The organism is Pseudomonas helleri, assembly GCF_045830615.1.
GTDB classification, from domain to species: Bacteria; Pseudomonadota; Gammaproteobacteria; order Pseudomonadales; family Pseudomonadaceae; genus Aquipseudomonas; species Aquipseudomonas helleri.
Genome location: NZ_CP174501.1, coordinates 2,388,718 through 2,414,615, shown reverse-complemented (window position 1 = coordinate 2,414,615; position 25,898 = coordinate 2,388,718). Strand labels below are relative to the sequence as shown.

At 58.5% G+C, this 25,898-nt stretch carries 26 protein-coding genes; 17 read left to right on the top strand and 9 right to left on the bottom strand.

The window, feature by feature from the left end; all coding sequences use genetic code 11:
• Positions 1-3: 3 nt before the first annotated feature.
• Positions 4-1,590, top strand: coding sequence for an ABC-F family ATPase (locus tag ACJJU9_RS10835; RefSeq protein WP_082158156.1), 1,587 nt, complete (start codon positions 4-6; stop codon positions 1,588-1,590).
• Positions 1,591-2,137: 547 nt separating this feature from the next.
• Here the strand turns inward: ACJJU9_RS10835 and ACJJU9_RS10830 are convergent.
• On the bottom strand, positions 2,138-3,184 hold the full coding sequence (locus ACJJU9_RS10830; protein WP_407730697.1) for a LysR substrate-binding domain-containing protein: 1,047 nt from the start codon (positions 3,182-3,184) through the stop codon (positions 2,138-2,140).
• 168 nt (positions 3,185-3,352) lie between these two features.
• Here ACJJU9_RS10830 and hutH point away from each other — a divergent pair, with 168 nt between their 5' ends.
• The 7 genes from hutH to ACJJU9_RS10795 all read left to right on the top strand — a co-directional run bounded on the left by hutH (position 3,353) and on the right by ACJJU9_RS10795 (position 10,088).
• Entirely contained in the window at positions 3,353-4,894 is a 1,542-nt protein-coding gene (hutH, locus tag ACJJU9_RS10825; protein ID WP_407730696.1) for a histidine ammonia-lyase, read from the top strand.
• A gap of 355 nt (positions 4,895-5,249) precedes the next feature.
• Positions 5,250-5,435, top strand: coding sequence for a hypothetical protein (locus tag ACJJU9_RS10820; RefSeq protein WP_273223563.1), 186 nt, complete (start codon positions 5,250-5,252; stop codon positions 5,433-5,435).
• A 19-nt stretch (positions 5,436-5,454) separates the two neighbouring features.
• Entirely contained in the window at positions 5,455-6,312 is an 858-nt protein-coding gene (locus ACJJU9_RS10815) for a transporter substrate-binding domain-containing protein (protein ID WP_123748916.1), read from the top strand.
• Positions 6,313-6,377: 65 nt separating this feature from the next.
• Positions 6,378-7,094: an ABC transporter permease gene (locus ACJJU9_RS10810; protein WP_407730695.1), complete on the top strand. Its 717-nt coding sequence runs from the start codon at positions 6,378-6,380 to the stop codon at positions 7,092-7,094.
• 21 nt (positions 7,095-7,115) lie between these two features.
• The gene (locus ACJJU9_RS10805) at positions 7,116-7,853 is read left to right on the top strand and encodes an ABC transporter permease (RefSeq protein ID WP_407730694.1); all 738 of its coding nucleotides are present in this window, start codon (positions 7,116-7,118) and stop codon (positions 7,851-7,853) included.
• A gap of 18 nt (positions 7,854-7,871) precedes the next feature.
• The gene (locus ACJJU9_RS10800) at positions 7,872-8,663 is read left to right on the top strand and encodes an ABC transporter ATP-binding protein (RefSeq protein ID WP_123748913.1); all 792 of its coding nucleotides are present in this window, start codon (positions 7,872-7,874) and stop codon (positions 8,661-8,663) included.
• A gap of 240 nt (positions 8,664-8,903) precedes the next feature.
• On the top strand, positions 8,904-10,088 hold the full coding sequence (locus tag ACJJU9_RS10795; RefSeq protein WP_407730693.1) for an MFS transporter: 1,185 nt from the start codon (positions 8,904-8,906) through the stop codon (positions 10,086-10,088).
• Here ACJJU9_RS10795 and ACJJU9_RS10790 read toward each other — a convergent pair.
• The gene (locus tag ACJJU9_RS10790) at positions 10,085-11,116 is read right to left on the bottom strand and encodes a dienelactone hydrolase (protein ID WP_153332713.1); all 1,032 of its coding nucleotides are present in this window, start codon (positions 11,114-11,116) and stop codon (positions 10,085-10,087) included. The genes ACJJU9_RS10795 and ACJJU9_RS10790 overlap by 4 nt on opposite strands.
• Positions 11,117-11,285: 169 nt before the next feature.
• Positions 11,286-11,897: an FMN-dependent NADH-azoreductase gene (locus ACJJU9_RS10785; RefSeq protein WP_048390829.1), complete on the bottom strand. Its 612-nt coding sequence runs from the start codon at positions 11,895-11,897 to the stop codon at positions 11,286-11,288.
• 126 nt (positions 11,898-12,023) lie between these two features.
• Between ACJJU9_RS10785 and ACJJU9_RS10780 the strand changes: the two genes are divergently transcribed.
• Both ACJJU9_RS10780 and ACJJU9_RS10775 read left to right on the top strand, forming a co-directional pair.
• Positions 12,024-12,932, top strand: a complete 909-nt coding sequence (locus tag ACJJU9_RS10780; protein WP_407730692.1) for a LysR substrate-binding domain-containing protein — start codon at positions 12,024-12,026, stop codon at positions 12,930-12,932.
• A 26-nt stretch (positions 12,933-12,958) separates the two neighbouring features.
• Positions 12,959-13,303, top strand: coding sequence for an MmcQ/YjbR family DNA-binding protein (locus ACJJU9_RS10775; RefSeq protein ID WP_048390862.1), 345 nt, complete (start codon positions 12,959-12,961; stop codon positions 13,301-13,303).
• Positions 13,304-13,319: 16 nt separating this feature from the next.
• Here ACJJU9_RS10775 and ACJJU9_RS10770 read toward each other — a convergent pair whose 3' ends face one another.
• Together ACJJU9_RS10770 and ACJJU9_RS10765 are read right to left on the bottom strand one after the other, a co-directional pair.
• On the bottom strand, positions 13,320-13,694 hold the full coding sequence (locus tag ACJJU9_RS10770; RefSeq protein ID WP_153329912.1) for a DUF1294 domain-containing protein: 375 nt from the start codon (positions 13,692-13,694) through the stop codon (positions 13,320-13,322).
• A gap of 59 nt (positions 13,695-13,753) precedes the next feature.
• Positions 13,754-14,581, bottom strand: coding sequence for an undecaprenyl-diphosphate phosphatase (locus ACJJU9_RS10765; RefSeq protein ID WP_048390833.1), 828 nt, complete (start codon positions 14,579-14,581; stop codon positions 13,754-13,756).
• Positions 14,582-14,822: 241 nt separating this feature from the next.
• Here ACJJU9_RS10765 and ACJJU9_RS10760 point away from each other — a divergent pair, with 241 nt between their 5' ends.
• The 7 genes from ACJJU9_RS10760 to ACJJU9_RS10730 all read left to right on the top strand — a co-directional run bounded on the left by ACJJU9_RS10760 (position 14,823) and on the right by ACJJU9_RS10730 (position 21,870).
• Complete coding sequence (locus tag ACJJU9_RS10760; protein WP_407730691.1) at positions 14,823-16,457, top strand: methyl-accepting chemotaxis protein; 1,635 nt, start codon at positions 14,823-14,825, stop codon at positions 16,455-16,457.
• Positions 16,458-16,499: 42 nt separating this feature from the next.
• Complete coding sequence (locus ACJJU9_RS10755; RefSeq protein ID WP_407730690.1) at positions 16,500-16,667, top strand: hypothetical protein; 168 nt, start codon at positions 16,500-16,502, stop codon at positions 16,665-16,667.
• 41 nt (positions 16,668-16,708) lie between these two features.
• Positions 16,709-17,734, top strand: a complete 1,026-nt coding sequence (locus ACJJU9_RS10750) for a LacI family DNA-binding transcriptional regulator (RefSeq protein WP_407730689.1) — start codon at positions 16,709-16,711, stop codon at positions 17,732-17,734.
• Positions 17,735-17,817: 83 nt separating this feature from the next.
• Positions 17,818-18,600, top strand: coding sequence for a TIM barrel protein (locus tag ACJJU9_RS10745; protein WP_331367464.1), 783 nt, complete (start codon positions 17,818-17,820; stop codon positions 18,598-18,600).
• A complete protein-coding gene (locus ACJJU9_RS10740) occupies positions 18,593-19,537 on the top strand; it encodes a sugar kinase (protein ID WP_048390841.1) in 945 nt (314 codons plus the stop codon). Before ACJJU9_RS10745 ends, ACJJU9_RS10740 begins: the two co-directional genes overlap by 8 nt.
• 57 nt (positions 19,538-19,594) lie before the next feature.
• A complete protein-coding gene (locus ACJJU9_RS10735) occupies positions 19,595-20,890 on the top strand; it encodes an MFS transporter (protein ID WP_262125713.1) in 1,296 nt (431 codons plus the stop codon).
• A 5-nt stretch (positions 20,891-20,895) separates the two neighbouring features.
• Positions 20,896-21,870, top strand: coding sequence for a 2-hydroxyacid dehydrogenase (locus ACJJU9_RS10730; RefSeq protein WP_407730688.1), 975 nt, complete (start codon positions 20,896-20,898; stop codon positions 21,868-21,870).
• Between the two features lie 80 nt (positions 21,871-21,950).
• On the opposite strand, the gene ACJJU9_RS10725 is transcribed toward ACJJU9_RS10730, so the two are convergent.
• From ACJJU9_RS10725 to ACJJU9_RS10710, 4 genes are all read right to left on the bottom strand, one after another.
• Positions 21,951-23,033 (bottom strand): polyamine ABC transporter substrate-binding protein, encoded by a 1,083-nt coding sequence (locus ACJJU9_RS10725; protein ID WP_048370091.1) that lies wholly within the window; start codon positions 23,031-23,033, stop codon positions 21,951-21,953.
• 63 nt (positions 23,034-23,096) lie between these two features.
• A complete protein-coding gene (locus ACJJU9_RS10720) occupies positions 23,097-23,438 on the bottom strand; it encodes a cupin domain-containing protein (RefSeq protein ID WP_048370089.1) in 342 nt (113 codons plus the stop codon).
• 29 nt (positions 23,439-23,467) lie between these two features.
• Positions 23,468-24,874, bottom strand: coding sequence for an NAD(P)/FAD-dependent oxidoreductase (locus ACJJU9_RS10715; RefSeq protein WP_407730687.1), 1,407 nt, complete (start codon positions 24,872-24,874; stop codon positions 23,468-23,470).
• Between the two features lie 49 nt (positions 24,875-24,923).
• Positions 24,924-25,742, bottom strand: a complete 819-nt coding sequence (locus ACJJU9_RS10710) for an AraC family transcriptional regulator (RefSeq protein WP_048390867.1) — start codon at positions 25,740-25,742, stop codon at positions 24,924-24,926.
• Positions 25,743-25,898 lie beyond the last annotated feature (156 nt).

The window sequence follows — 25,898 nt, the reverse complement described above, 5'->3', positions numbered from 1 at the left end:
TAATTGATCTCCACAGCTAACATCACGATGCAGTTCGGCGCAAAGCCGCTATTCGAGAACGTTTCAGTAAAATTCGGCGCAGGTAACCGCTACGGTTTGATCGGTGCCAACGGTTGCGGCAAATCCACCTTCATGAAAATCCTCGGCAGCGATCTCGACCCGTCGGGCGGCCAGGTCATGCTGGAACCGAACGTGCGTCTGGGTAAGCTGCGCCAGGATCAGTTCGCTTACGAAGAATTCACCGTGATCGATACCGTGATCATGGGCCACGAAGAACTGTGGAAGGTCAAGGCTGAGCGCGATCGCATCTACTCGCTGCCAGAAATGACCGAAGAAGACGGCATGGCCGTTGCCGAACTCGAAACCGAGTTCGCAGAAATGGACGGTTACACCGCTGAGTCCCGCGCCGGCGAACTGCTGCTGGGTCTGGGTATCGGCATTGAACAGCACAACGGCCCGATGAGCGAAGTGTCGCCGGGCTGGAAGCTGCGTGTATTGCTGGCTCAGGCGCTGTTCTCTGATCCTGAAGTGCTGCTGCTCGACGAACCCACCAACCACCTGGATATCAACACGATCCGCTGGCTGGAAAACGTTCTGACTCAGCGCAACAGCCTGATGATCATCATCTCTCACGATAGACACTTCCTGAACAGCGTCTGCACCCACATGGCTGACCTGGACTACGGCGAGCTGCGCCTGTTCCCGGGCAACTATGACGAGTACATGACTGTCGCGACCCAATCGCGTGAGCAACTGCTGTCTGAAAACGCCAAGAAGAAAGCTCAGATCAACGAGCTGCAAGCGTTCGTCAGCCGCTTCTCGGCCAACGCCTCGAAATCCAAACAGGCAAGCTCGCGCGCCAAAGCGATCGACAAGATCACCCTGGCCGAGGTCAAGCCTTCCAGCCGTGTCAGCCCGTTCATTCGTTTCGAGCAGACCAAAAAGCTGCACCGCCAGGCCGTCATTGTTGAAAACATGGCTAAAGGCTTTGATGGCAAGACGCTGTTCAAAGACTTCAGCTTTACCGTTGAAGCCGGTGAGCGCGTGGCGATCATTGGCCCGAACGGTATCGGTAAAACGACACTGCTGCGCACCATGGTCAATGAGCTGACTCCGGATGCCGGTTCGATCAAGTGGACTGAGTCCGCTGAGCTGGGCTACTACGCGCAAGACCACGCGCACGATTTTGAAGACGATGTGAGCCTGTTCGACTGGATGGGCCAATGGACTCAAGGCGAGCAAATGATTCGCGGCACCCTGGGCCGCATGCTGTTCTCGAACGACGAGATCCTCAAATCGGTCAAGGTGATCTCCGGTGGTGAGCAAGGCCGCATGCTGTTCGGCAAGCTGATCCTGCAAAAGCCGAACGTGCTGGTGATGGACGAACCGACCAACCACTTGGACATGGAATCCATCGAAGCGTTGAACCTGGCGCTGGAAAACTACCCTGGCACGCTGATTTTCGTCAGCCATGACCGTGAATTCGTATCGTCGCTGGCCACTCGTATTATCGAGCTGAGCCCAAGTGGTGTGATCGACTTCAGCGGCACCTACGACGACTACCTGCGCAGCCAAGGCGTGGTGTTCTGATTCCAGACACCGGTAAAGCCCTTGCTACGACCCGGCCTGTCACGCAGCAAACAGGCCACCGAATATCTTCAGCATCCCCTAATCGGTTCCCTCTCCTTCGGGAGAGGGCTAGGGTGAGGGTTGCTCTTGATTTGAGTGCATATCCATTGCTGCGGCAACGGCCACTTAGGGTTCCGCCCTTACGGCGCGTCACGTTGAAAGCGCAAAGTAACCAAACGCTTTTTGCCCCAACCCCTCGGTGCCTCGCTGTGGCTCGGCATGCCCTCACCACAGGCCTTGCTCCGAGGGCACGCCGCGATCGGCCATCCTTGGCCGTGTCGCGGCTAACCCGGCGTCCTGCCGGGTTGCCCACTGCGCAACACCTGCGTTCGGCCAGCGTGGTTTAACGGGGCCTCTCAGATCAAAAGCCAGATCAAGATCAAAAGATCGCGAGCAAGCTCGCTCCTACAGGGCCTTAGGAATCAATCACTTATTTTGTGTTTGATAAGAGGGGCCGCCCCGTCTTCGACGCCTCGCTGTCGCGCAGCAAACAGGCCACCGAATATCTTCAGCATCCCCCAATAGGTTCCCTCTCCTTCGGGAGAGGGCTAGGGTGAGGGGGCTCTTGGATCAAGATCAAAAGATCGCGAGGCAAGCTCGCTCCTACAGTTGCTTGTGCAGGCAGAGCTGTGATCAAGCGCTTGGTCATGTCTTCCTGCGCTTTTCCCCGACCTATCAACCAGCGCTGAAACCCCCGGCATTGTGCTTTCTGTAGCGTGTTAGGGTGCCAGCTCAGGTAATACGGCGATGGCAGCGCCATGGCGCGCGGCCACGGGATGATCAAGCGCCCCTCAGCAATGTCACGGGCAATCATCGAGTACTGCGCCAGTACGATGCCCTGGTGATCAATGGCGGCCTGAATGGCCATGCTGGCTGAAGAAAAGCTTCGACGCACGGCAATCGTCTGCTCCACCACCCCGCCTTCCAGACCAAACCATTCAACCCACGACGGCGGCGAATCAAACTTCGGCCGTGAGTCAACGCGTATCAGTGGGTGCTGAAGCAAGTCACTGGCCTGCCCCACCGTGCCCGAATGGCCTAAAAGCGCCGGTGAACACGCTGGCACCACACAATCGTGAAACAGTACAACGCTGCGCTCGGCGTATTGGACCGGCTCGCCATAGCCAATCCGGAAATCGGCGTTTTCCTCCTCCGATGTATCCGCAAGCGTGCCATCCAGATAGATGTCGAGATCGTCATGCTCGTGCTGCCATTCGTAGATCAGCGGCCCCAGCCACTTGTTCATCAGTGAAGGCAGACCACTGACATACAAGTTGTTGGGGTTTTTCGAGCGTTCGACTTCAGCCACAGCGGCTCTCAACTCTTCAAAGGCTGTCGAACATCTGGCATGGAAACGCTGGCCAATGGCGTTCAAGCGCAAACGCTGGCCGTCCTTGACCGTCAGGCTCATGCCCAGCGCCTCATCCAGCAGTTTCATCTGCTGGCTCACCGCCCCCACCGAGAGGTTCAAGCGTTTTGCCGCCTGGGAGATACCACCACAGTGGCCGACGGTTTCGAATATTTGCAGGGCGCGCAAAGGCGGTAAGCGACTCATGGCAAGGTGCAGCCTCACAGGCATTTAAAGTTTAGAAATACTAATAAAACTGACAGAAATCGCCATATTTTCTTCACTCAAAAATCGCTTTAGCCTTCTCCCACGCTCAATCGAGCGACGGCTTGGCCGGTCCAGCCCCTTATTCATTTGGTTTCTCGGGAGTTCGCAATGAAAGCTCATCCTCAACAGATCACTCAGGTTGTTCTTGGCGATAGAGAGCCTTCCATCGAAGAGTTTGTCGCGGTCGCCCGTTATGCAGCCAAGGTCTCATTTTCTGAGGCCTACCAGCAGCGCGTGAAAAAATCCCGTGGTCTGGTGGAGCGTTTTCTTGATGAGAATCGCTTGGTCTATGGCGTGACCACCGGGTTCGGCGACAACGTTCGCCATGTGATTTCTGCGAGCAATGCCAAGGAGCTTCAGGTCAATATCGTGCGCTCCCACGCGGTGGCCGTGGGCGAGCCGCTTAAGCGTGAGCAGGTGCGTGCGATCCAGTTGATGGTGCTGATCAGCCTTGGCAAAGGGTATTCGGGGGTGCGCCTTGAGTTACTGGAACTGATTGCTTCCCTGCTCAATAACGACGTCGTACCGTTTGCACCCGGCGAAGGATCTGTGGGCTATCTGGCGGTCGAGGGGCACCTGGCTCTGGTCCTGCTGGGCGAAGGCAAAGCGCGGGTCAATGGCGGCGAATGGGTCGATGGCGCCACCGCACTGAAACAGGTTGGCCTGCAACCGACCGATCTGCAGTGCAAAGAAGGCCTGGCCATGCTCAATGGCACCACCTCGGTGACCGCCATCGCCATTCTGGCCCTGTACAACGCCATGCAGACCGCTTCGTTGGCAGACGTCGCCGCGGCACTGTCCATGGAAGCGTTAAAAGGCACGATTCGGGCTTTCGACCCACGCTATCACTCGATCAAGGCACACAAAGAGCAGGCGCAAACTGCTTGGAATATAAAGGCGATGCTGCATGACAGCCAACTGATCGCTGAAAACATCGACTACCGGCTGCAGGACGCCTACAGCCTGCGCTCCATCCCCCAGGTACACGGCGCGTCGAAACGTTTTATCGAGCACGCGCGGGAAAATATCGAAAACGAAATTCATTCCTCAGGCGACAACCCGGTGATCTACCCGCTTGATGACGGCGACGGGATTGCCATCTCGGGAGCCAACTTTGATGGCACCTACATCGGCATGTCAGCCGACTCCTTGTGCGTGGCACTGGCCAACCTGGCGAAGATTGCCGAGCGCCGTATTGATCGCATGGTTAACTCGCACTTCAGTGAAATGCCCGCCTTTTTGGTGCGCAATCCGGGCCTGAACAGCGGCTACATGATCCTGCAATACACTGCGGCAGGCCTGTATGCAGAAATGAAGTCGCTGTCGTTCCCCTCCTCGGTCGACAGCTTCTCGACCTGCGCCAACCAGGAAGACCTGGTCAGCCTGGCCTATAACGCTGTGATCAAGGCCTACAAAGTGTCCGAAAAACTGGAATCAGTCCTGGCCATCGAGCTGCTGGTGGGCTGCCAGGCCCTGGATTTTCATGACGTGGGCAAAGCCTCCAGCGTGACCAAAGCGGTGTATGACCTGGTGCGCAGCCGTGTACCGGTGGCTGAACATGACCGCGCTTTCTATACCGACATTGCCAGCGTGACCGAGCAAGTGCGCAGCGGCGAAGTACTCGCCACCGTGCAGCAAAACCTCAAGTAAACAGGCCGCGTTCCAAGAGAGGGCTGCCCGATAAAGCGTGGCCCTCCCCACACAGACAGTCGTACCCGTTACCCCTCGCCGCGCACCACTTTAATCCACACTGTCACCGTTCGTACCACCGTGGTGCACTTTCAGACCCAAGCACCCGTCTTGCCACTGCTGGATAAAAACCCCGCAACCAATAAACACCCATAACCCGCTGTTTCTAAAGCCTTCTCACTGAATTTCAAACGGATTTATCGATGAGAAATCAAGTTGGCCGATTGATTGCATATGCTTGTATGTACAAGCAAATACATGTTCGCACGTACCTCTACCCAGCGGGTTTGGTTTGATCGAGTCGAGTGACAGAAAAATGGACGTTCCAACGCTCAGCCACGGCAACAACACCCGTCAGTTGGCCCAGGACGTCGGCGTGGAAAATGCATTCGCCTTCACAGGCTTAGTACCGGTTTGCATCCGTTTGCAATCCCAGAAAAAACGGTGTGTACCGACCTTGGCGATTCGGCCTGAGCCGGATCAGTTCGCAACACTCAATTGATTAGACAGGAAGTACCAAGATGTCGAACAAATCAAGCTGGTTGGGTTCTGTAGCGCTCAGTGCAATGGTGTTGGCCTGTGCTCCGGCACTCCAGGCCAAAGAGTGGACATCGGTCAATATCGCCACAGAGGGCGCCTATGAACCCTGGAACCTGACACTGCCGGGTGGGAAAATCAGCGGCTTCGAGCCGGAACTGATGGACGTGATCTGTCAGCGCATGAAGCTCAAGTGCAACATCGTCGTGCAGAACTGGGACGGCATGATCGCCAGCCTCAATGCAGGCAAATTCGACGTGCTGATGGACGCCATTGTCATCAACGACGAACGCCAGAAGGTTATGGCCTTCTCTACGCCTTACGCCCAGACCCCGGCCAGTTTCGTCGCCCTCCAAGCCGACTTGCTGCCAGGCAAAACCGGTACTGACGCGGCCATCACCCTGGGCACCGACCCCAAGGAAATCCGTGCTGGCGTTGAAGACCTGCGCAAGGCGCTCAAAGGCAAAACCATCGGCATCGCCTCCGGCACCATTTACACCTCATTCATTGATCAAAACTTCAAAGATGTAGCGACGATCCGTGAATACGGCAGCTCGTCCGAGGCCATTCTCGACCTGCAATCCGGGCGGATCGATGTTGCCTTTGATGACGTGACCTTCTTCAACTCGCTGATGGACAAGCCGGAGAACAAGTCATTGGTGTACACCGGCCCGGTGATCAAAGGCCCGATCTGGGGTGAAGGCGAAGCACTGGGCTTTCGCCAGAACGACGTGGAGCTCAAAGCCAAGTTCGACGCCGCCCTCAAGGAGGCCATGGCTGATGGCACGATCAAAACCCTGAGCGAGAAGTGGTTCAAGCAGGACCTGACCCCCAAGCAATGATCTGAATGGCCCGGCAGCGTGAAGGGTGCCGGGCTGCTTAACCCTTTTTAGACGTGGGATCCTCTATGAACCTCTTGCAGCTACTCAGTTTTGGTGACTCAGGTTGGGGGATGGCGCTGCTCAAGGCCACCGGCATGACCGTGATATTGACCCTCGCAGCACTGCTGGTGGGGGCGGTATTTGGCAGCCTGGTAGCGGCGGCCAAACTCTCCCGCCGCCGCAGTTTGCGCGGGCTGGGAAATCTGTACTCGATACTGTTCAGGGGGATTCCCGAGTTGCTGGTGATCTACCTGTTCTACTTTGGTGGGGCCAGTGTAGTCACAGCGGTTGGCCATTGGTTCGGCGGCGAAGGTTATATCGACGTGCCGCCTTTTCTGGTCGGGGCGTTGGCGGTGGGGCTGATCTCTGGCTCTTATCAGGCGGAAGTCTACCGGGGCGCCTTTCTCGCCGTATCGCGGGGCGAACTGGAAGCCGGGCTGGCCATCGGCATGAACCGTGCCATGCGCTTCAAACGGATTCTGGTGCCGCAGATTTTGCGCTACGCGCTGCCGGGTCTGGGCAATGTCTGGCAAATGAGCCTGAAAGATTCCGCGCTGATTTCAGTCATCGGCCTGGTGGAATTGATGCGCGCCAGTCAGGTCGCAGCCGGGTCCACCCGACAATATTTCACCTTCTACATCATCGGCGGCGCGCTGTACCTCATTCTCACCGGCCTTTCCGGTCGGCTGTTCCACATGGCTGAAGCTCACGTGCGCCGTACGCGGCAGCGCAGCCCAGTCTAGTTCGCGTCGGGAGCGACACCTATGATTGATTTTCCGTTCCTCGCAGACACCATGCTCAAGTTGCTGGCCGCCCTGCCCACGACTTTGTCGATCTTTTTTTGCTCGTTGGTGCTCGGCCTTGCCCTGTCGGTCGGCATCGTCAGCCTGCGGGTCAGCCGCTGGTGGTTTTTCAGCTACCCGGCGCGGTTCTACATCATGCTGTTTCGCGGCACACCGCTGCTGATTCAAATGTTCTTGATTTACTACGGGCTGGGCCAGTTCCCGGCCATCCGCGACAGCTTTGCCTGGGTCGTGCTGCGCTCACCTTATGGCTGCGCTGTGGTGTCGCTGGCCTTGTGCACCGCTGGCTACACCGCAGAAATCATCCGCGGTGGCCTGCTCAGCGTGCCCCAAGGTCAGATCGAAGCTGGCAAGGCCATTGGCATGTCGCCCTGGGAGTTGCTGTACCGGATCATCGCCCCGGTGACCCTGCGCCAGGCCCTGCCGGCCTACTCCACCGAAGCCATTTTGCTGGTCAAGTCCACCGCCCTCGCCAGCCTGGTAACGGTCTGGGATGTCACGGGCGTCGCCCAGCAGATCATCCAGCGCACCTACCGCACCATGGAGGTGTTCATTTGCGCGGCCCTGATTTATCTGGTGCTCAACTACCTGGTGGTGCGTGCGGTCGCCTGGCTTGAGTATCGCCTCTCGCCACACTTGCGCGAACGCCCAGCAGACGTCGTGAAAAAAACCAGCCCCACACTGCCTACCCATTCCTGATTTGATACGGAGCCTGCCATGAGCATTCAGTCCGCTTCAGCCTTGTCGGTCACTAACATCCAGAAGTCCTTCGGCAGCGCCCATGTCCTCAAGGGTATTGATCTGGACGCACACAAAGGCGACGTGATCTCGATCCTCGGCGCCAGCGGGTCCGGTAAAAGTACGTTCCTGCGCTGTATCAACCTGCTGGAAACCCCCGATCAAGGCATCATCCGCGTCAACGGTGAAGTGATCGAGATGAAACAGCATGTCGACGGCCGTCAAACGCCGAGCAACAACCGCCAGGTCGAGCGCATGCGCAGTAGCCTGGGCATGGTGTTTCAGAGCTTCAACCTGTGGTCGCACATGACGGTGCTGCAGAACGTGATTGAAGGCCCGATGCGCGTGCTCAAACGCCCTCGCGCCGAATGCATAGAAGAGGCCGAAGCCCTGTTGCACAAGGTCGGCCTGTATGAGCGTAAGGACTACTACCCGGCGCACCTGTCCGGCGGGCAGCAACAACGGGTCGCAATCGCCCGCGCACTGGCGATGAACCCGCAAGTAATGCTGTTTGACGAGCCCACCTCGGCACTCGACCCGGAACTGGTTGGCGAAGTATTACGGGTGATGCGCTCACTGGCCGAAGAAGGCCGCACCATGCTGGTGGTCACCCACGAAATGGGCTTTGCCCGGCACGTGTCGAATCGCGTGGTGTTTATGCACGGCGGCTTGATCGACGCTCAGGGCACGCCGACTGAACTGTTCGAAGGATTGCCCACCGAGCGTTTTCGCCAATTCGTCTCAAGCCATAACGATAGAAGCGCCGAGTAAACCGGCCCCTGGGCCAGATACAACGCGGCGTAACTCTGTACAACCCCTTTCTGGTGCAACTCATAGTGGCTACAGATTAGGGGTTGCCTTCAACAGGAAAATGGCAGGTCGCAAAGCGATCGGCGTTATGGCTCAAGACGTAAAAAGGGTGCCTCACTCGAACTATCGTTAGCCTGCTTTCATTTACCCGGCAGGCACGCCATCATAGCGGCGCCCAAACGCCAGCCGGAACCGCTGCTCATGTCTGCGCAACATCCTCCTCATCCGAGTTCTCTGTCGGTTACGCTGCAAATCCTGTCGATTGTTTTTTACACCTTTATCGCCTTTATCTGCATTGGCTTGCCCATCGCGGTCTTGCCCGGCTTTGTGCATGATCAATTGGGCTTCAGCGCCGTGGTTGCCGGCCTGACCATCGCTTCGCAATACCTCGCCACCCTGCTGACGCGTCCTTCGGCCGGGCGCATCGTCGACAAACGCGGGACCAAGCCTGCGGTGGTGTACGGCCTGATCGGCATCGCCATCAGCGGTGTACTCACGTACGTCGCCATCATGCTGCAAAGCTCCCCGGGGCTGAGCCTTGGGGTATTGATCGTCGGGCGCATTTTTCTGGGCATTGCCCAAGGGCTTATCGGTGTCGGCACGATCAGTTGGGGCATCGCGCAAGTCGGTTCGGAACACACCGCACGCACCATCGGCTGGAACGGTATCGCCTCTTATGGGGCGATTGCCCTGGGTGCCCCGCTGGGTGTTCTGATGATCGACACCCTGGGGTTTTCCAGCCTGGGTATTGCGCTGCTGGGGTTGGCCTTGCTGGCACTGCTGACCATCCGCAACAAAACCTCGATGCCGGTGATCGCCGGAGTACGCCTGTCCTTTTGGTCGGTATTGGGGCTGATCGCGCCCTATGGCCTCAGCCTGATGCTGGCATCTATTGGTTATGGCACCCTGACGACCTTTATCACGCTGTTCTATATCGACCAGGGCTGGACGGGCGCGGCCTACTGCCTGTCGGTGTTTGGCGTGTGTTTTATCCTGGCCCGGCTGATATTCACCAACAGCATTAACCGCTTGGGTGGCTACAGCGTCGCAATGACCTGTATGGCCATGGAAACCCTGGGGCTGGTGCTGTTGTGGCTCGCGCCGTCTACCGGCTATGCCTTGATCGGTGCCGGGTTGGCAGGGTTTGGCCTGTCACTGGTGTACCCGGCGCTGGGCGTTGAGGCGGTCAAGCAAGTCCCCAGTTCGAGCCGGGGTGCAGGCTTGGGCGCTTATGCGGTGTTTTTTGACCTGGCGCTGGCCATGGCCGGGCCGCTGATGGGCGCCATCGCCTTGAACCTGGGGTATCCCTGGATTTTCTTCAGCGCAGCACTGATGTGCATTGCGGGCCTGCTGCTTACCCTAGGGCTCTCGCGCCGGGCCAGCTAGTGGTCTGCGGTACGTAACAGTGTGTGGGCGTTGTTATTCAGCGCCTTACTGAAAAAGCGCCCTGATTCGTAAATCAAATCGCGATGGATATCCTCACGATCAACCCCGTCAGCATCGGTGCAGGCCCAGGCCATGGTTGCGCGCTGTTCATCCGAGCAAGGCGCCAGAAACACAAAATGTCCGGCGCCGGGGATCAGATTGAACTCAGGGGGGATCGGTAATTTACGCGCCAGAGCTTCGGCATTTTTGTCCGGGAACACGGTTTGATCACCCTCGCCGCTGTACAACAAAACCGGCACATGCACTTGGGCCAAGGTGTCGCGGCCAAACATCAGGCTCAGCGGTGCCATTAACAGCAACGCACGCACACGCGGGTCCGCGACGGGCAACAAATCATCCCGATCAGCGATCAGTTCACCTTGGGTCGTGCAGGCATCGTGGTCATCGGGCCGCTCTTGGCAATAACGCCGCAGTCGGTTCAAGTCAGGCTCGGCCCCAGCCAGAATCAGCGCCGTTTCACCACCTGCCGAATAGCCGATCACTCCGACCTGATCCGCATCGACGTAAGCAGACAGGCTGTTTTCATCCAGCACGGCGCTAATCGCCGCCGATATTTGCATCGGCCGCCCGTATAGATTGCTCAGGGTGCCGGTACGGCTGTGGTCTTTGAAGTTGTCACCCGGATGCAGCACCGCGACGACAACAAAGCCTTTGCGTGCCAGTGCGGTGATCAGGTCGTGCAGCGCCAGCGGCGTGCCGACGTTTCCATGGGACAGCACCAGCAACGGGTAATGGCCGATGGCAATTTTGGCATCTTCGCTGGCATCGATGTCGTAGACGCCGATGCGGCTGTGCACTTCGTCATCGGTAGAGGGATAGAACGCAATGGCGTTCATCGGCTGGCCGTCCACCGGGTCCAGAAAGCTGAGGCGATGAAAGCCCACGCTCCATTGGTTCAGTGGCTCGGCGTGCACCAGCACAGGGCAACTAGCCATTATGAGAAACACGACAGCGCATAGACGCATCATGGCGGCTTACCTTTAATAGCGCTCAGCTTGCAGCAGGCAATGAAAAAAGACGGTTACCCTCTTCTTTGCATAACCCAAGCCATTAAAGCCAGATGCAAAAAACTCCGTACTCTGGCCAATGACGGTATCCAGAATACAGAGTTTTATTATGCGGGCACTACAGGGCAGCTTACGCGGCGCTGAACAGACCCTGACTAATGTGCTGATGAGCATCGCTCAGGGCTTTGCTGCGCACTTCATCGCCATAACCCAGGCCCTGTGCACGAACAAACTCAACATCAGTGATGCCGAGAAAACCCAGCAGCACTTTCAAATACTCTTCGTGCGCCACGCCTGTCGCCTGGCCCGAATGAATGCCGCCAGAGGTCGAAACCACGATCACTTTCTTGCCGCCGCACAGGCCAACCGGGCCGGTTTCGGTGTAACGGAAGGTCTGACCGGCCACCGCAATGCGGTCGATCCAGGCCTTGAGCTGGGTTGGAATGGTGAAGTTGTACATCGGCGCGCCGATGACCACTGCATCCGCGGCCAGGAACTGCGCCAGGGTGTCTGCGCTCAATTGCGCTTCGTACTTTTGCGCCGCATCACGCAGTTCAGCCGGGGTGCCAGCCGCCACCAGGGTGGCCGCCGAGAAGTGCTCAATGCCTTCGCTGGCGAGGTCGCGGTAGCTCACTTCAACACTCGGCTCAGCCGCTTGCCAAGCCTTGACTACTTCACCGCTCAGCTGACGCGAAGCCGAGTTGTCGCCCAAGATGCTCGAATCGATATGCAAAAGTTTCATGCGGATCTCCAAATTAAGATCGCCGTCAGGCGTTCAAGTGGAGGTGATGCTACCGATGAAAGCAATCGACGATAAGTCAGCGAGCATGCGATAGTTCGTCCCACCTGTAGGACAGTGAGAAAAGCAATGCAGGATCTTAATGATCTCTACTACTTCGCCAAAGTGGTCGAAGCCGGTGGTTTTGCGGCGGCGGGCCGTCTGTTGGGCATCCCCAAGTCACGTCTATCAAGGCGTGTGGCCGAACTTGAAGAGCGCCTGGGCGCACGTCTGTTGCAGCGCACCACGCGCCAGCTAAAGCTCACCGCCGTTGGCGAGCGCTACTTGAGTCATTGCCAGGCCATGCTGTTGCAAGCCGAAATGGCCGACGAGGCCGTGGCAAGCATGTCCAGCGAGCCCCGAGGGCGCCTGCGGGTCTCGTGCCCGGTGGGCCTGGCTCACCAGTTTATGCCCGAGGTCGTCAGCTCTTTTCTGCGCGCCTACCCCCATGTGCAACTGGAAGTCAGCCTGCTCAACCGCCGCGTAGACTTGATCACCGAAGGCATTGACGTGGCCATGCGCGTCCGCGAACTGGGCGATGAAGACCCGCTGCTGGTGACGCGACGTTTGCGCAAGGCGGTGACCGTCATGGTTGCCAGCCCGGCCTTCGCTGAGCAGTGGGCAATCAAGACCCCGGACGATCTCAAAAACGCCCCGGTGCTGGGGGCGCTTGAGGCCGATCGCATGGTGCATTTGCGCATGCTCGATGAGCACGGCAAAGCCTCAGACATGGTGTTGGAAGCACGGTTGGGCATTGATGACTTTAACGTGCGTAAAGCCTGCACCCTGCAAGGTCTGGGCTTCACCGTGCTGCCCTTGATGTATTGCGAGCAGGAACTTGAAACCGGTGAACTGGTGCAGCTCCTGCCTCAATGGTCACTGCCTGGCGGTTGGCTGCAAGCCGTGTACCCGCACCGACGCGGCGTCATGCCAGCGGTGCGGGCCTGGATCGAACATTTGGCTGATACCTTCGAACGCTGCGGAGAAAAAACCCTATGACGCGCACGTCCAACACCCAAAAAATCATGTCCAAGGAACAGGTAGCCGAGTTCTGCCGCAGCCTGCCGGGGGTCAAGGAGGATGTGAAATGGGGCGGGGTCGAAGTGTTCTATATCGATCAGAGCAAAATGTTTGCCCTGTTCAACCTCAACAGCAACGGGTTGTCGTTCAAGGTCGAGAAAGAACTGTTTCTGGGCTATATCGATCGCCCGGGGATACGCCCTTCGCCGTATCTGGCGCGGGCCCACTGGATCAATATGCAGGCGCCCTACCCGATGGGCGCTGAAGAACTGCAAGACTTGCTGCGCCGTTCCCACCAGTTGGTGGTCGGTAAACTGCCGAAAAAGCGTCAGATCGGCTTATTGATCTGACGCTCATGGCAGCCGCTTACAGGTTCAGAAAGGTGATTTTCAAAAACAGCACATCAATCCAGATAGCTTGATGCACGGCCACGATCAACCAGAACCAGACCTGAAAAGACACCTTGCGGGTCTTATGGCGAAACACTTGCTGGGCCACCAGCGCGCCCGGCCAGCCGCCCAGCAATTCAACTCCGTGCAGGAGCTTTTCCGGGGTGCGCCAGCGGCCATGCCGGGCTTGCTGCTTGTCATAGCCATAAAGGATGAACGCCACGACACTGGCCACGCCATAAACAAGCAGAGGCACCCGCGTAATGCCGGTGAGCAACAGGCTCAGCGAGCCTCCCAGCGGCATCGCGCACAGCAACAGTAACGCCAGCAGCTTGAGCTTCACGCCACGCATCGGCCCAGTTGGCTGCTCAGGCACCCCAGGCGAACCGCGACGGTCTTTGGCCGAGGTCTTCAACCTGCCGCAGCCCAGTCAATCCAGCCGAACTTCCAGGTCGCCAGAATCAGCAGGCCGAAGGCAATGCGGTACCAGGCAAACGCGGCATAGCTGTGGTTGGAAATGAACTTGAGCAACGCACGGACCGCGATCATGGCGAAGATGAACGCCGTCACAAAACCGATGGCGAAGACTGGCAAGTCGTCGGGCTGGAAAAGCTCACGGTATTTGTAACCCGAGTACACCGCCGCACCGACCATGGTTGGCATCGCCAGGAAGAACGAAAACTCGGTGGCCGCTTTACGCGACAGGCCAAACAACAGGCCGCCGATGATGGTCGAGCCCGAACGCGAAGTCCCCGGAATCATTGCCAGGCATTGTGCAAAACCGATCTTGACCGCGTCTTTCCAGGTCATGTCGTCAACGGTTTCAGCGCGAATGACGTGGGTACGGCGCTCAGCCCAGAGCATGATCACACCGCCAATAACCAGGGCAGAGGCCACGGTAATCGGGTTGAACAGGTATTCGTGAATCATGTCAGCGAAGATCACCCCCAACACCACCGCCGGCAGGACCGCGATGATCAAGTTGACGGTAAAGCGGCGCGCGCTGGGTTGCGTCGGCAAACCCACGACAACGTCGAGGATCTTGCGGCGAAACTCCCAGACAACCGCCAAAATGGCGCCGAGCTGGATAATGATGTTGAACGCCATGGCGCGTTCGCCGCCGAAGTTCAGCAAGTCCGCCACAATAATCTGGTGGCCAGTACTTGAGACCGGCAAGAATTCCGTAAGGCCCTCAACGACACCGAGTATCAACGCCTGTGCGGCAGTCCAAAGATCCATCATTCCCCCATTAAAGCGCGGCGTCATGCCGCGCTGATTAGCCAAAAAATAAGTGTGTGCAACCGGTGCCGACCCGTGGTTGCGGGTGTTGCATGTTCACTGACGAGATGTGAAATAACTGTCAGAAAACAATAAAGATTCAGCTTTCTGAATTTCGGCCGAGATCCTATCAGACACGTTCCACTTTCGCTGCTGTGAGTGCGAGCGTTGACAACAAGAACAACAAAGGAGTGACCGCTGTATGAATAACCTGCGCACGTTGTCCATCAGCCAGCGTCTGTGGCTGATCTTGATCGTGGCAATGGCCATGCTGCTGGCGTTGGGTTTGCTGATGCTAAAGCAGATACATGACGATTTGAATGAAGACAAAGCGCAGAAAACCCGGCACGTGGTGCAAGCCGCCAGTGGCGTTCTGGATTACTACCATGGCCTCGAAATTGCCGGAACGTTAAGTCGGGATGCCGCGCAACAACAAGCGCTGCAGGTCATCAGCAAGATGCGCTATGACCAGGGCGATTACTTCTGGATCAATGACCTGCGCCCTTTTATGGTCATGCACCCGACTAATCCCAAACTCGACGGCAAAGACCTGTCTGCCATCAAGGATCCGGACGGTGTTGCGATCTTCAATGAAATGGTCGCACTGGCCAAGACTCAGGGCTCAGGCAACCTGGCTTATCGCTGGCCAAAACCCGGTGCTGACGAGCCGGTGGCAAAAACCTCTTATGTGCAAGTGTTCGAGCCATGGGGATGGGTGATTGGCTCCGGGGTGTACATCGACGACATACAGGTCGAGTTTCAGGCACAAGCCTGGAAAGCCAGTGTCGCTGGCCTAACGATTGCGCTGATCCTGGTCGTGCTGGTCAGGCTGATCGCCCGCAGCATTGCCCGCCCGTTGAAAGAGGCGGTGCAGGCCATGAGCAATATCGCCAGCGGCGAAAGTGACCTGACCCGCAGTCTCGACACCCACGGGCGTGATGAAGTCACCGAACTTGCCCGGCACTTCAACACCTTCACCACCAAGCTGCGCACGGTCATTCGCCACTTGCAGTCCACCGCCACGGCGCTTGAACAGTCTTCGACGCAGATAGGCAACGACGCGACGCAAGCCCAGCAACGTTGCCAGCAGCAAGCCTCGCAGATGGATCAAGTGGCCACGGCGATCAACGAAGTTACCTACGCCGTGCAAGAGGTGGCCAAAAACGCCGAACACGCCGCAGGCGAAATGCGCGGTGCGCAGACCCAGGCCGAGCTGGGCCAGCAGAACATCGACAGCAGCCTGAAGCAGATCGACCAACTGTCGATCACCATTGATCAGGCGGTCGAGGTGATCCGCACACTGGCCACGCAAAGCAGCGGCATCGGCAGCGTGCTTGAAGTGATTCGCTCGATTGCCGAACAGACCAACTTGCTGGCCCTGAACGCGGCCATTGAAGCGGCGCGTGCCGGTGAACAGGGTCGCGGCTTTGCCGTGGTCGCCGATGAGGTGCGCTTGCTGGCCCAGCGCACGCAAAAATCCACGGCTGAAATCCAGACCATGATTGAAGCGTTGCAGCAACACTCCGACGCAGCCGTGAATGTCATTGCCAGCAGCAGCCAGGCGTCGACAGCGACCATCGAACAGGCCACCCAGGCCGGCAACAGCCTGACCACCATCGGCCAGGCGCTCAGCAACCTGAACGAGCTCAACGCATCAATCGCCAGCGCCACGTTGCAACAGGCGCACGTTGTGGAAGACATCAACCAAAACGTCACTCAGGCCGCCGGCCTCTCGCAAAACACCGCCAAGGCTGCCGAACAATCGAGTGCCGACAGCGCTCACCTCAAGGAACTGAGCGTGCAGCTCAACGGACTATTGGGCCAGTTCAAGGTGTAACCCCTGCAAAACCTGTAGTCGCTGACGAAGCATGAGGCTGCGATGGGTTGCGAAGCGACCCTAAATGGCGATCCTGCGGCTCGCATCGCAGCCTCGTGCCTCGTCAGCGACTACAAGGTCATTCAGCGGTTTATTGAAATCGAGTGCACGCAAAACTTGACGACACCGGGTGATTTGAGTTTTCCTGAAACCGGTTTCATCACCCTCTGATCGAAACCGCCTGCGATAACACCAATAAAAGGTTTCAGGCCGTGAACAGTTTTTCTGCAGCCCAGCGCACCCGCGTGACCATGCTTGATGTTGCCCGGCGCGCTGGCGTCTCCAAGGCCAGTGTGTCGCGCTTTATCGGTGAAGACCGGGCTCTGTTGTCCGCGGCCATCGCTGAACGTATCGAACAGGCCATTAACGAGCTGGGCTATCGCCCCAATCAAATGGCCCGAGGCCTTAAGCGCGGCCGTACCCGGCTGATCGGCATGCTGGTGGCCGATATTCGCAACCCCTATTCGATTGCGGTGATGCATGGCGTTGAAACCGCCTGCCGCCAGCACGGCTACAACCTGGTGGTGTGCAACACCGACCGCAACGATGAGCAAGAGCATCAGCACCTCGCGGCGTTACGTTCTTACAACATCGAAGGCCTGATTCTGAACACCCTTGGCCATCATCCTGACGCGCTGCAAGCGCTGCACCAAGAGATGCCCATCGTCCTGATTGATCGAAAAGTCGAGCAACTGCACAGCGACATGGTCGGCCTCGACAACGCCGGTGCCGTGCGCATGGCCCTTGAGCACCTGCAAGAGCAGGGTTATCGCGATCTGCTGCTGGTCAGCGAGCCGATTGACGGCACCAGCTCACGCAGAGAGCGTATCGAGAGCTTCAATCAGCACTTGGCCCAACACCCGTCGCTCAGCGGCGCAGCGGTGCAAACCGGCCCGCAACTCAACACCGATATCCAGGCATTTCTGCAAGCGGCTGGTCCCGGCCCCAAGGCCATCTTTTGTTCCAACGGCGTGGCCGCCCTGGCGTGCACCCAGGTTTTGCGCGAGTTGAATTGCCGCTTGTTCGAAGACGTTGGCCTGATCGCCCTGGATGACCTGGACTGGTTTGCGCTGGTGGGCAGCGGCATCACCGCCCTCGCCCAACCGACACAACAGATCGGCGCCAGCGCGTTCGACTGCCTGCTCAGGCGCCTCAAGGGTGACACCGGTCCCGCACACAACCTGGACTTCGCCGCCCGCCTGATCGTTCGCGGCTCAACTCAACACGCTACCCCCTGACGCTTGAGGGGCTGACAACCGTTATCCGGTCGTCAGCCCTTAACGCTGTACAAAAATGAAACCGGTTTCAGAGAGCAATAACAATGAACACATTTCCCGTTTCCATCAGCCTGTCGAGCTACGGCGCCGACCTTGTTCGCGAACGCGGCCAAGCCAGCTTCATCGAACTGCTGGCCAAAGCCGGCGCCACACGTATCGAGCTGCGCGAAGAGTTGCTCACCGGCGAAGACCCGGCCAGCTTTAGCCAGGCGGTTCAACAGCACGATCTGGAATGCCTGTACTCATCGCCGATGGAACTGTGGGACGCCGGTCAGTCACGCCCCAATCCGCAACTGCTGCCAACCCTGCAACGGGCCCAGGCCTTCGGCGCCAAGTGGCTGAAAGTCTCGCTGGGGTACTTCACCGAGCATTGCGACATGCGCCAGTTGGCCGCCTGCCTTGAGCAGCAGTCCGTACGCTTGCTGGTGGAAAACGACCAAACCTCCCAAGGCGGGCGCATCGAGCCCATGCAGCGCTTTTTCGACAGCGTCGAGCAACTGCAAGCGCCTGTCAGCATGACCTTCGACATTGGTAACTGGCAGTGGCAAGACCAGTCGGCCAGCACCGCCGCGCGCCTGCTGGGCCGCCACGTGACCTATGTGCATTGCAAAGGCGTGGCAAGACGCCCGGATGGCAAGTTGATTGCCACCCCGCCGACGGCCACCGACCTGCAATCCTGGCAACAGCTCATGGGCCACATGCCCCACGGGCTGCCCCGCGCCGTCGAATACCCGCTGCAAGGCAACGACCTGACCTGGCTGACCCGCCAACACGTGCAGGTACTCTCCAGACTCAGTCACACGCAACAGGAGCCAAGCTATGTCTAACGTCGATGTGTTGTCATTTGGCGAAACCATGGCCATGTGGGTGGCCGAGCAAACCGGCGACCTGGCCCAGGTCGAGACGTTTCACAAGCGTATTGCCGGGGCGGACAGCAACGTGGCCATTGGCCTGGCCCGCTTGGGGTTCAATGTGAACTGGTTAAGCCGCGTAGGGGCTGACTCCCTCGGGCGCTTTGTGCTCAACACCCTGCAAGGCGAAGGGCTGGACTGCCAGCATGTGGCGATTGACCCGCAGCACCCCACCGGTTTTCAGCTTAAATCGCGCGTCGATGACGGCAGCGACCCGCACGTGGAGTACTTTCGCCGGGGCTCCGCCGCCAGCCACCTGAACCGCTCGGTGATCAGCGACGCGTTGCTCAGCGCACGACACTTGCATGCCACCGGCATCCCGCCTGCGCTTTCCGCCAGTTGCAATGAGTTGTCTTTTGAACTGATGCGGGCGATGCGCGCCGCAGGCAAAAGCGTGTCATTCGACCCGAACCTGCGCCCGTCGTTATGGGCCAGCGAACAGCAGATGATTCGCGACATCAACGCCCTCGCTGCCCACGCGCACTGGGTGCTGCCAGGACTTGCAGAGGGCCGCCTGCTCACCGGCTACGACGCCCCAGCGGACATTGCCGCGTTTTATCTGGACCAAGGCGCCGAGGCGGTGATCATCAAACTCGGCGCTAAAGGCGCGTTCTTGCGCACTGCCACCACCGAGCACTTTGTGCCCGCCGTGCCTGTCGCCAACGTGATCGACACCGTGGGCGCGGGCGATGGCTTTGCCGTGGGGGTGATCAGCGCCCTGCTGGAAAACCTCAGCCTTGCCCAAGCGGTGCAACGCGGCAACTGGATCGGCAGTCGCGCCGTGCAAAGCCGTGGCGACATGGAGGGCCTGCCGACCCGCGCTGAACTCAACCAGTTCTCAACCGCCGCCTGATTTATTGCTCGACCCGTTACCTGCTGCGACAAAAACAACAAGCTCAGGAGCATCACCATGCACTCACTGAAACTCGCCACCCGCCGGTGGTGGTACATCATGCCGATCGTCTTCATCACCTACAGCCTGGCCTACCTGGACCGCGCCAACTATGGCTTTGCCGCCGCCTCGGGCATGGCCGCCGACCTCAACATCACCCCCGGCCTGTCGTCGTTGCTGGGAGCGCTGTTCTTTCTGGGGTACTTCTTTTTCCAGGTTCCCGGAGCGGTCTACGCGCAACGCAACAGCGTTAAAAAGCTGATTTTTGTCAGCCTGATTCTCTGGGGAGGGCTCGCCACCTTGACCGGCGTGGTGTCCAACGCCTACAGCCTGATCGCCATCCGCTTCATGCTCGGCGTGGTTGAAGCCGCGGTAATGCCCGCCATGCTGGTGTATTTGTGTCACTGGTTTACACGTGCCGAACGCTCGCGCGCCAATACCTTCCTGATCCTTGGCAACCCGGTGACCATGCTCTGGATGTCGGTGGTGTCGGGCTATCTGGTGGAGCATTACAGCTGGCGCTGGATGTTTATTGTTGAAGGCTTGCCTGCCGTGTTCTGGGCGTTTATCTGGTGGCGCCTGGCGGATGACCGCCCAAGCGATGCCAAATGGCTCAGCCAGCAAGAGAAGCAAGACTTGCAAAGCGCGCTGGATGCCGAGCAAGTGGGCATGACCCCGGTGAAAAACTACGCGGCGGCCTTCCGCTCGCCAAAAGTCATCCTGCTGGCCTTGCAGTTCTTTTGCTGGAGCATCGGCGTGTACGGCTTTGTGCTGTGGCTGCCGTCGATCCTTAAACAGGGCGCACACATGGACATGATCGAAGCCGGCTGGCTCTCGGCCCTGCCCTATCTGGCGGCCGTGATCGGCATGCTCGCGGTGTCCTGGGGCTCGGACAAACTGCAAAAGCGCAAACGCTTTGTCTGGCCACCGTTGCTGATTGCCTCTATCGCCTTCTACGGTTCCTACGCATTGGGCGCCGAGCACTTCTGGTGGTCCTACACATTGCTGGTCATTGCCGGGGCCTGCATGTATGCGCCGTATGGCCCCTTTTTCGCCATCATCCCGGAAATCCTCCCGGCTAACGTGGCAGGCGGCGCCATGGCATTGATCAACAGCATGGGTGCCCTGGGCTCATTTGGCGGCTCATATCTGGTGGGTTACCTGAACAGCGAGACCGGTTCGCCGGGCGCGTCGTACCTGCTCATGAGCGGCGCCCTGCTGATTTCGGTGCTGTTGACCTTGATGCTCACCCCAACGCACAAAGATCCGGTCGCCCCTAAACGCCGCGCCCCGCAGCGCCTGGCCCACTCTTGATTTGAATGTCGGTGAACCCCTTGAAAAAATACGTCGTGCTGTACAAAGAACTGTCTGAACCGCTGATGCAGCGACTGCAAGCCGAAACAGACGTCACGCTGATCAAGCGCCTCGACGCCCAAGGGCTGGAGCAACTGCGCGCAGCCCTGCCCCGCGCCCACGGCTTGCTCGGCGCCAGCCTTAAGCTCGATGCGCCATTGCTCGACCTGGCCCCCAAGCTTGAAGCCGTGGCCAGCGTGTCTGTGGGCGTTGATAACTACGATATTGACTACCTGACCCGGCGCAACATCATCCTCACCAATACCCCGGATGTCCTCACCGAGACGACGGCAGACACTGGTTTTGCGTTGATATTGGCCAGCGCCCGGCGCGTGGTGGAACTGGCAATTAAGGTGCGCAATGGCCAGTGGCAGAAAAACATCGGGCCCGAATCTTTTGGCACCGACGTGCATGGCAAAACCCTGGGCATTATCGGCATGGGCCGCATCGGTGAAGCCCTGGCCCAGCGCGGTCACTTTGGTTTCGGCATGCCGGTGATCTACCACAGCAATTCGCCAAAGCCTGCGGTTGAGGCGCGCTTCAATGCGCGCTACCGCAGCCTCAACGAGCTGCTGCAAGAAGCCGACTTTGTGTGCCTGACCTTGCCGCTGACGGCGCAAACCGAGGGTTTGATCGGTGCTGAACAGTTCGCCCTGATGCGCCCAGAGAGCATCTTTATCAATATCTCGCGGGGCAAAGTAGTGGATGAAGCGGCGCTGATTAAGGCCCTGCAACAGGGCCAGATCCGCGCCGCCGGGCTGGATGTGTTTGTACGCGAGCCGCTGGAAGTGGACTCGCCGTTGCTGCAACTGGATAACGTGGTAGCCACACCGCATATCGGCTCGGCTACCGTTGAAACCCGTGAAGCGATGGCACGCTGTGCCGTCGATAACCTGCTGGCCGCCCTGGCGGGTGAGCGCCCGGCCAATCGGGTGAACTGAGCTGAAACTGTAGGAGCGAGCTTGCCTCGCGATCTTTTGATTTTTTGAAAAGATCGCGAGACAAGCTCGCTCCTACAGAGTTACTCGCCCGCCTTGATTTTGGTCCACACGCGGGTGCGGACCCGGTCAATTTTTAGCGGCATGGCTTCGAGTGCGAACAACTTGCCCATCATTTCTGGCGTCGGGTAAACCTTGGTGTCGGCCTTGATCTCAGGGCTGACCAACGCGTCCGCCTGCTGGTTGCCGTTGGCGTAATGCACGTAGTTGCTAATGCCCGCCATCACATCCGGGCGCAGTAAGTAGTTCATAAAGCTGTACGCGGCTTTTTCGTCTGGCGCATCGGCGGGCATGGCAACCATGTCAAACCAGATCGCCGCCCCTTCCTTGGGAATCGAGTAACCAATCTCGATGCCGTTTTTCGCTTCTTTTGCCCGGGTCTCCGCCTGCAAAATGTCCCCCGAGAAGCCTACCGCGACGCAGATATTGCCGTTGGCCAGGTCGCTGGTGTATTTCGAGGAATGGAAGTAACTGATGTAAGGCCGGACTTTCATCAGCAAATCTTCGGCTTTTTTGTAGTCATCCGGGTTTTTGCTGTGGGGCGGCAAGCCCAGATAATTGAGGGCAGCCGGGAGGATTTCCGGGCCGTTGTCGAGAATCGCAACACCGCACTTGCTGAGCTTGGCCATGTTCTCGGGCTTGAAGATCAAGTCCCAGGAATCGACCGGTGCGTTATCACCCAAAACCGCTTTGACCTTGGCCACGTTGTAGCCAATCCCGGTGCTGCCCCACAAGTAAGGGAAGCCATGCTCATTGCCCGGGTCGTTGACCTCCAGCGCCTTGAGCAGCACCGGGTTGAGGTTTTTCCAGTTGGGCAATTGGCTCTTGTCGAGCTTCTTCAGCGCCCCGCCTTCAATCTGCCGAGCCATGAAGTGGTTGGACGGGAACACCACGTCATACCCGGAGTTACCGGTCATCAACTTGCCGTCCAGCGTCTCGTTGCTGTCGAACAGGTCATAGGTAAAACCGATGCCGGTGTCGCGTTGAAAATTCTTCATCGTGTCGGGCGCAATGTAATCCGACCAGTTGTAGACCTTCACCGTCTCGGCGGCCTGACACAAGGTACCAACCAGCATTAAGGGCAACAGGGTAGTCATACGCTTCATGATTCGATTCCTAGCATGTTTTGGGCAGCTTTTTTATAGGCAGGTATCGGCAGTGTTAAGCGATCAAAAGATCAATACATACGTCTTGCGCACGGTTTCCTGGATGTCCCAGATACCGGTGCTGTTGGCAGGCAACATCAGTGCATCGCCCGCTTCTATGGTCAGAGGTTCACCGCCATCGGGGGTGAAAGTGCAGCGGCCTTGAATAAAGTGACAAAACTCCTGCTGGACGATTTGCCGACGCCAGCGCCCGGGCGTGCACTCCCAGATTCCGGTTTCGACGCCATCGGTGCGTTCAACACAGGTGACCGAGGTGACCGACACTGGCGTTCCCAGCGGCACAGCCACCGGGAAGGACTCTTGCAGCACAGCATGGGCGGTGTTTTTAAAGTGCGTGATGCTCATGAAAAACTTCCTGATCAAGACAACAAGGGTTACTGCATGAAACCTTCCATAAAATCCGCCATACGGCTGGCAAATTGCCTACGCCACGGCGGGCTATTGAGATTCGCCAGGGTTTTGTCTTCGTACACAAAGCTGCGAATGATCGCGTTGTAACCCAACCAGCGGCACGGTTCAGGTTCCCAGGCCTTGAGCGCTTTCAAGCCGCCTTCGGTTAACACCCAAGGCTGTTTAACCTCTGCCGTGTCCCGTTGCAGAATCAGGTCGGCCAAGGTTCGGCCGCCCAAATGACTGGCACCCACGCCTTCACCGCCGTAGCCCCCGGCCAGCGCAATGCCCTGCTGGCGGTCACAGAACATGTGCGGCTGGAAGCGCCGTGACATGCCCAGATTTCCGCCCCAGGCATGGCTGATCTCGACGTTTTTCAATTGCGGGAACAGTTCACCGAACAGATAGCGGCGAAGCTCGATTTCGCTGGCAGTCAGGTCGAAGTTTTCGCGCAGGCGCCCGCCAAACTGGTAGCCCCCGCGCGCGCCGAACACCAGGCGGTTATCCGCCGTGCGCTGGCCGTAGGTCACCTGGCGACTGCTCTCGCTAAAAGCTTGCCCCTGCGACAGGCCGATGCTGTCCCATAGCCCCTCGGACAACGGCTCGGTGGCGACAATCAAGCTTTGCACCGGCAACTGATAACGCCCCAGAGGCGCCAGAGTGTTGGCATAGCCTTCCACCGCCGGCACCACCCAGCGGCTGCGAACCTGCGCCTTGGCAGTGCGTGCCTTGCCGGGCTGCCAATCAGTCACCGGGCTTTGCTCAAAAATTTGCACGCCCATGCGCTCGACAGCGAGGGCCAGCCCGCGCACCAGCTTGGCCGGGTGAATCGTTGCGACGTGCGGGGTGAAGATACCGCCGTAGGGTTTGGCGACACGGATCTGCTGCGCCAGCTCATTAGGGCTTAGCCAGCGGTAGTCGGCGTCATTCAAGCCTTGGGCATGCAGCTTGCCCAAGTATCGGCGCATGCTGGCTTCTTGCTCCGGGTAACGCGCTGCACAGTACAAGGCGCCGCCTTTGCGGTAGTCGCAGTCAATGCCCTCGCGATCAATCACGCTTTTGACTTCGTCAGGGATACCGTGCAGCAGGTCGAATGAGGTGCGTCGTTGTTCGGTCGAGAGCCCGGCAAGCAAGCGATCTTCGCCCAGCAGGTTGCCCATCAGCCAGCCGCCATTGCGGCCCGACGCACCAAAACCTGCGATCTGCGCCTCGACAATGGCGACACTCAACTCGGGCGCATGGCGTTTGAGGTAGTACGCGGTCCACAACCCGGTGTAGCCAGCGCCAATGATCAGCACGTCGACCTCCAGGTCGTGCTCAAGCGAGGGCCGAGGCGTCAGGGTTTCCTCAAGCTGGTCCATCCATAAACTGATCGCGCGCCATGCTGGCATTACCGACTCCACCTTGGGTTCAAGAATGGGTCGATCCTAGCGTCAGTGCTCAGCCAGCGTCTTGCGTGCGTGCCCGCAAAGAAATTTGCTTGGCGTAGGCCTTGGGCGACTGACCGGTGTGTTGACGAAAACAGGTGTAAAAGGCCGAAATAGAGTTGAACCCGGCCGAAAACGCCACCTCATCCACCTTGATCGGTGCAACCGCCGCATCCATCGCCGCCAACACATGCCGCAACCGCGCCTGATTCACATAGCGATAAAAGCTTTGGCCCAGCACCTTGTTAAGCAAATACGACATCTGGTTGCGCGTGTAGCCGCAGGCCTTGGCCACCTGTTGCAGGTCCAGTTCGGGGTCGAGATAGGGCTGCTGGCGCTCGAAGTAGGTTTGCAGGTCTTGCGCCATAAAACTCAATTGCCGGGCCGAGAGTCCGAGGCGACTGACCGCCGGGCGCAACGGCGGTTGTTGTGCGGTGTCATGGGCAGCCTCATGCACCAGCGAGGCGTATTCATTGACGCGCCAGATCAGGCCGTCGCGCACGGTAATGGCTTCACTGGCGCGAAACGACACCAGCCCCTGGCTGCCGCGCAAGGTCATTCGGTATTGAATGAAGGCGGTATTGCCGTCCAGACGAATCCGGTCGCTGTGTTCCAGCGCCTCATCCGCAGCCCTGGGCATGGACTTTTGCACGTACTCGCGCAATTCAGCGAGGACCATGACGCGGTTCTGGAAGAAGTCGTGATAGCGCACGTCAGGATGATAAAGCGCCATCACGCCGTCCAAGTCGCGGTACTTCCAGCACAGGTGGTAGCGCATGACCGTTTCGCCAGTCGCCTGGGTCTGTTCAGGGCCGTCGTCGGGGAGTGACATAGAACGCTCAACTGGCAAAAAACACAGAATGCCGAGTTTACCCACACGCTTCAATAACAGCTGGACGGAGCCAAATTTGCCGCAGCGCATGACACACATCAAAACTGGCGCCATAAAACCGACGAAATGCAAAAAAAGGCTTATCGCCATCACTGA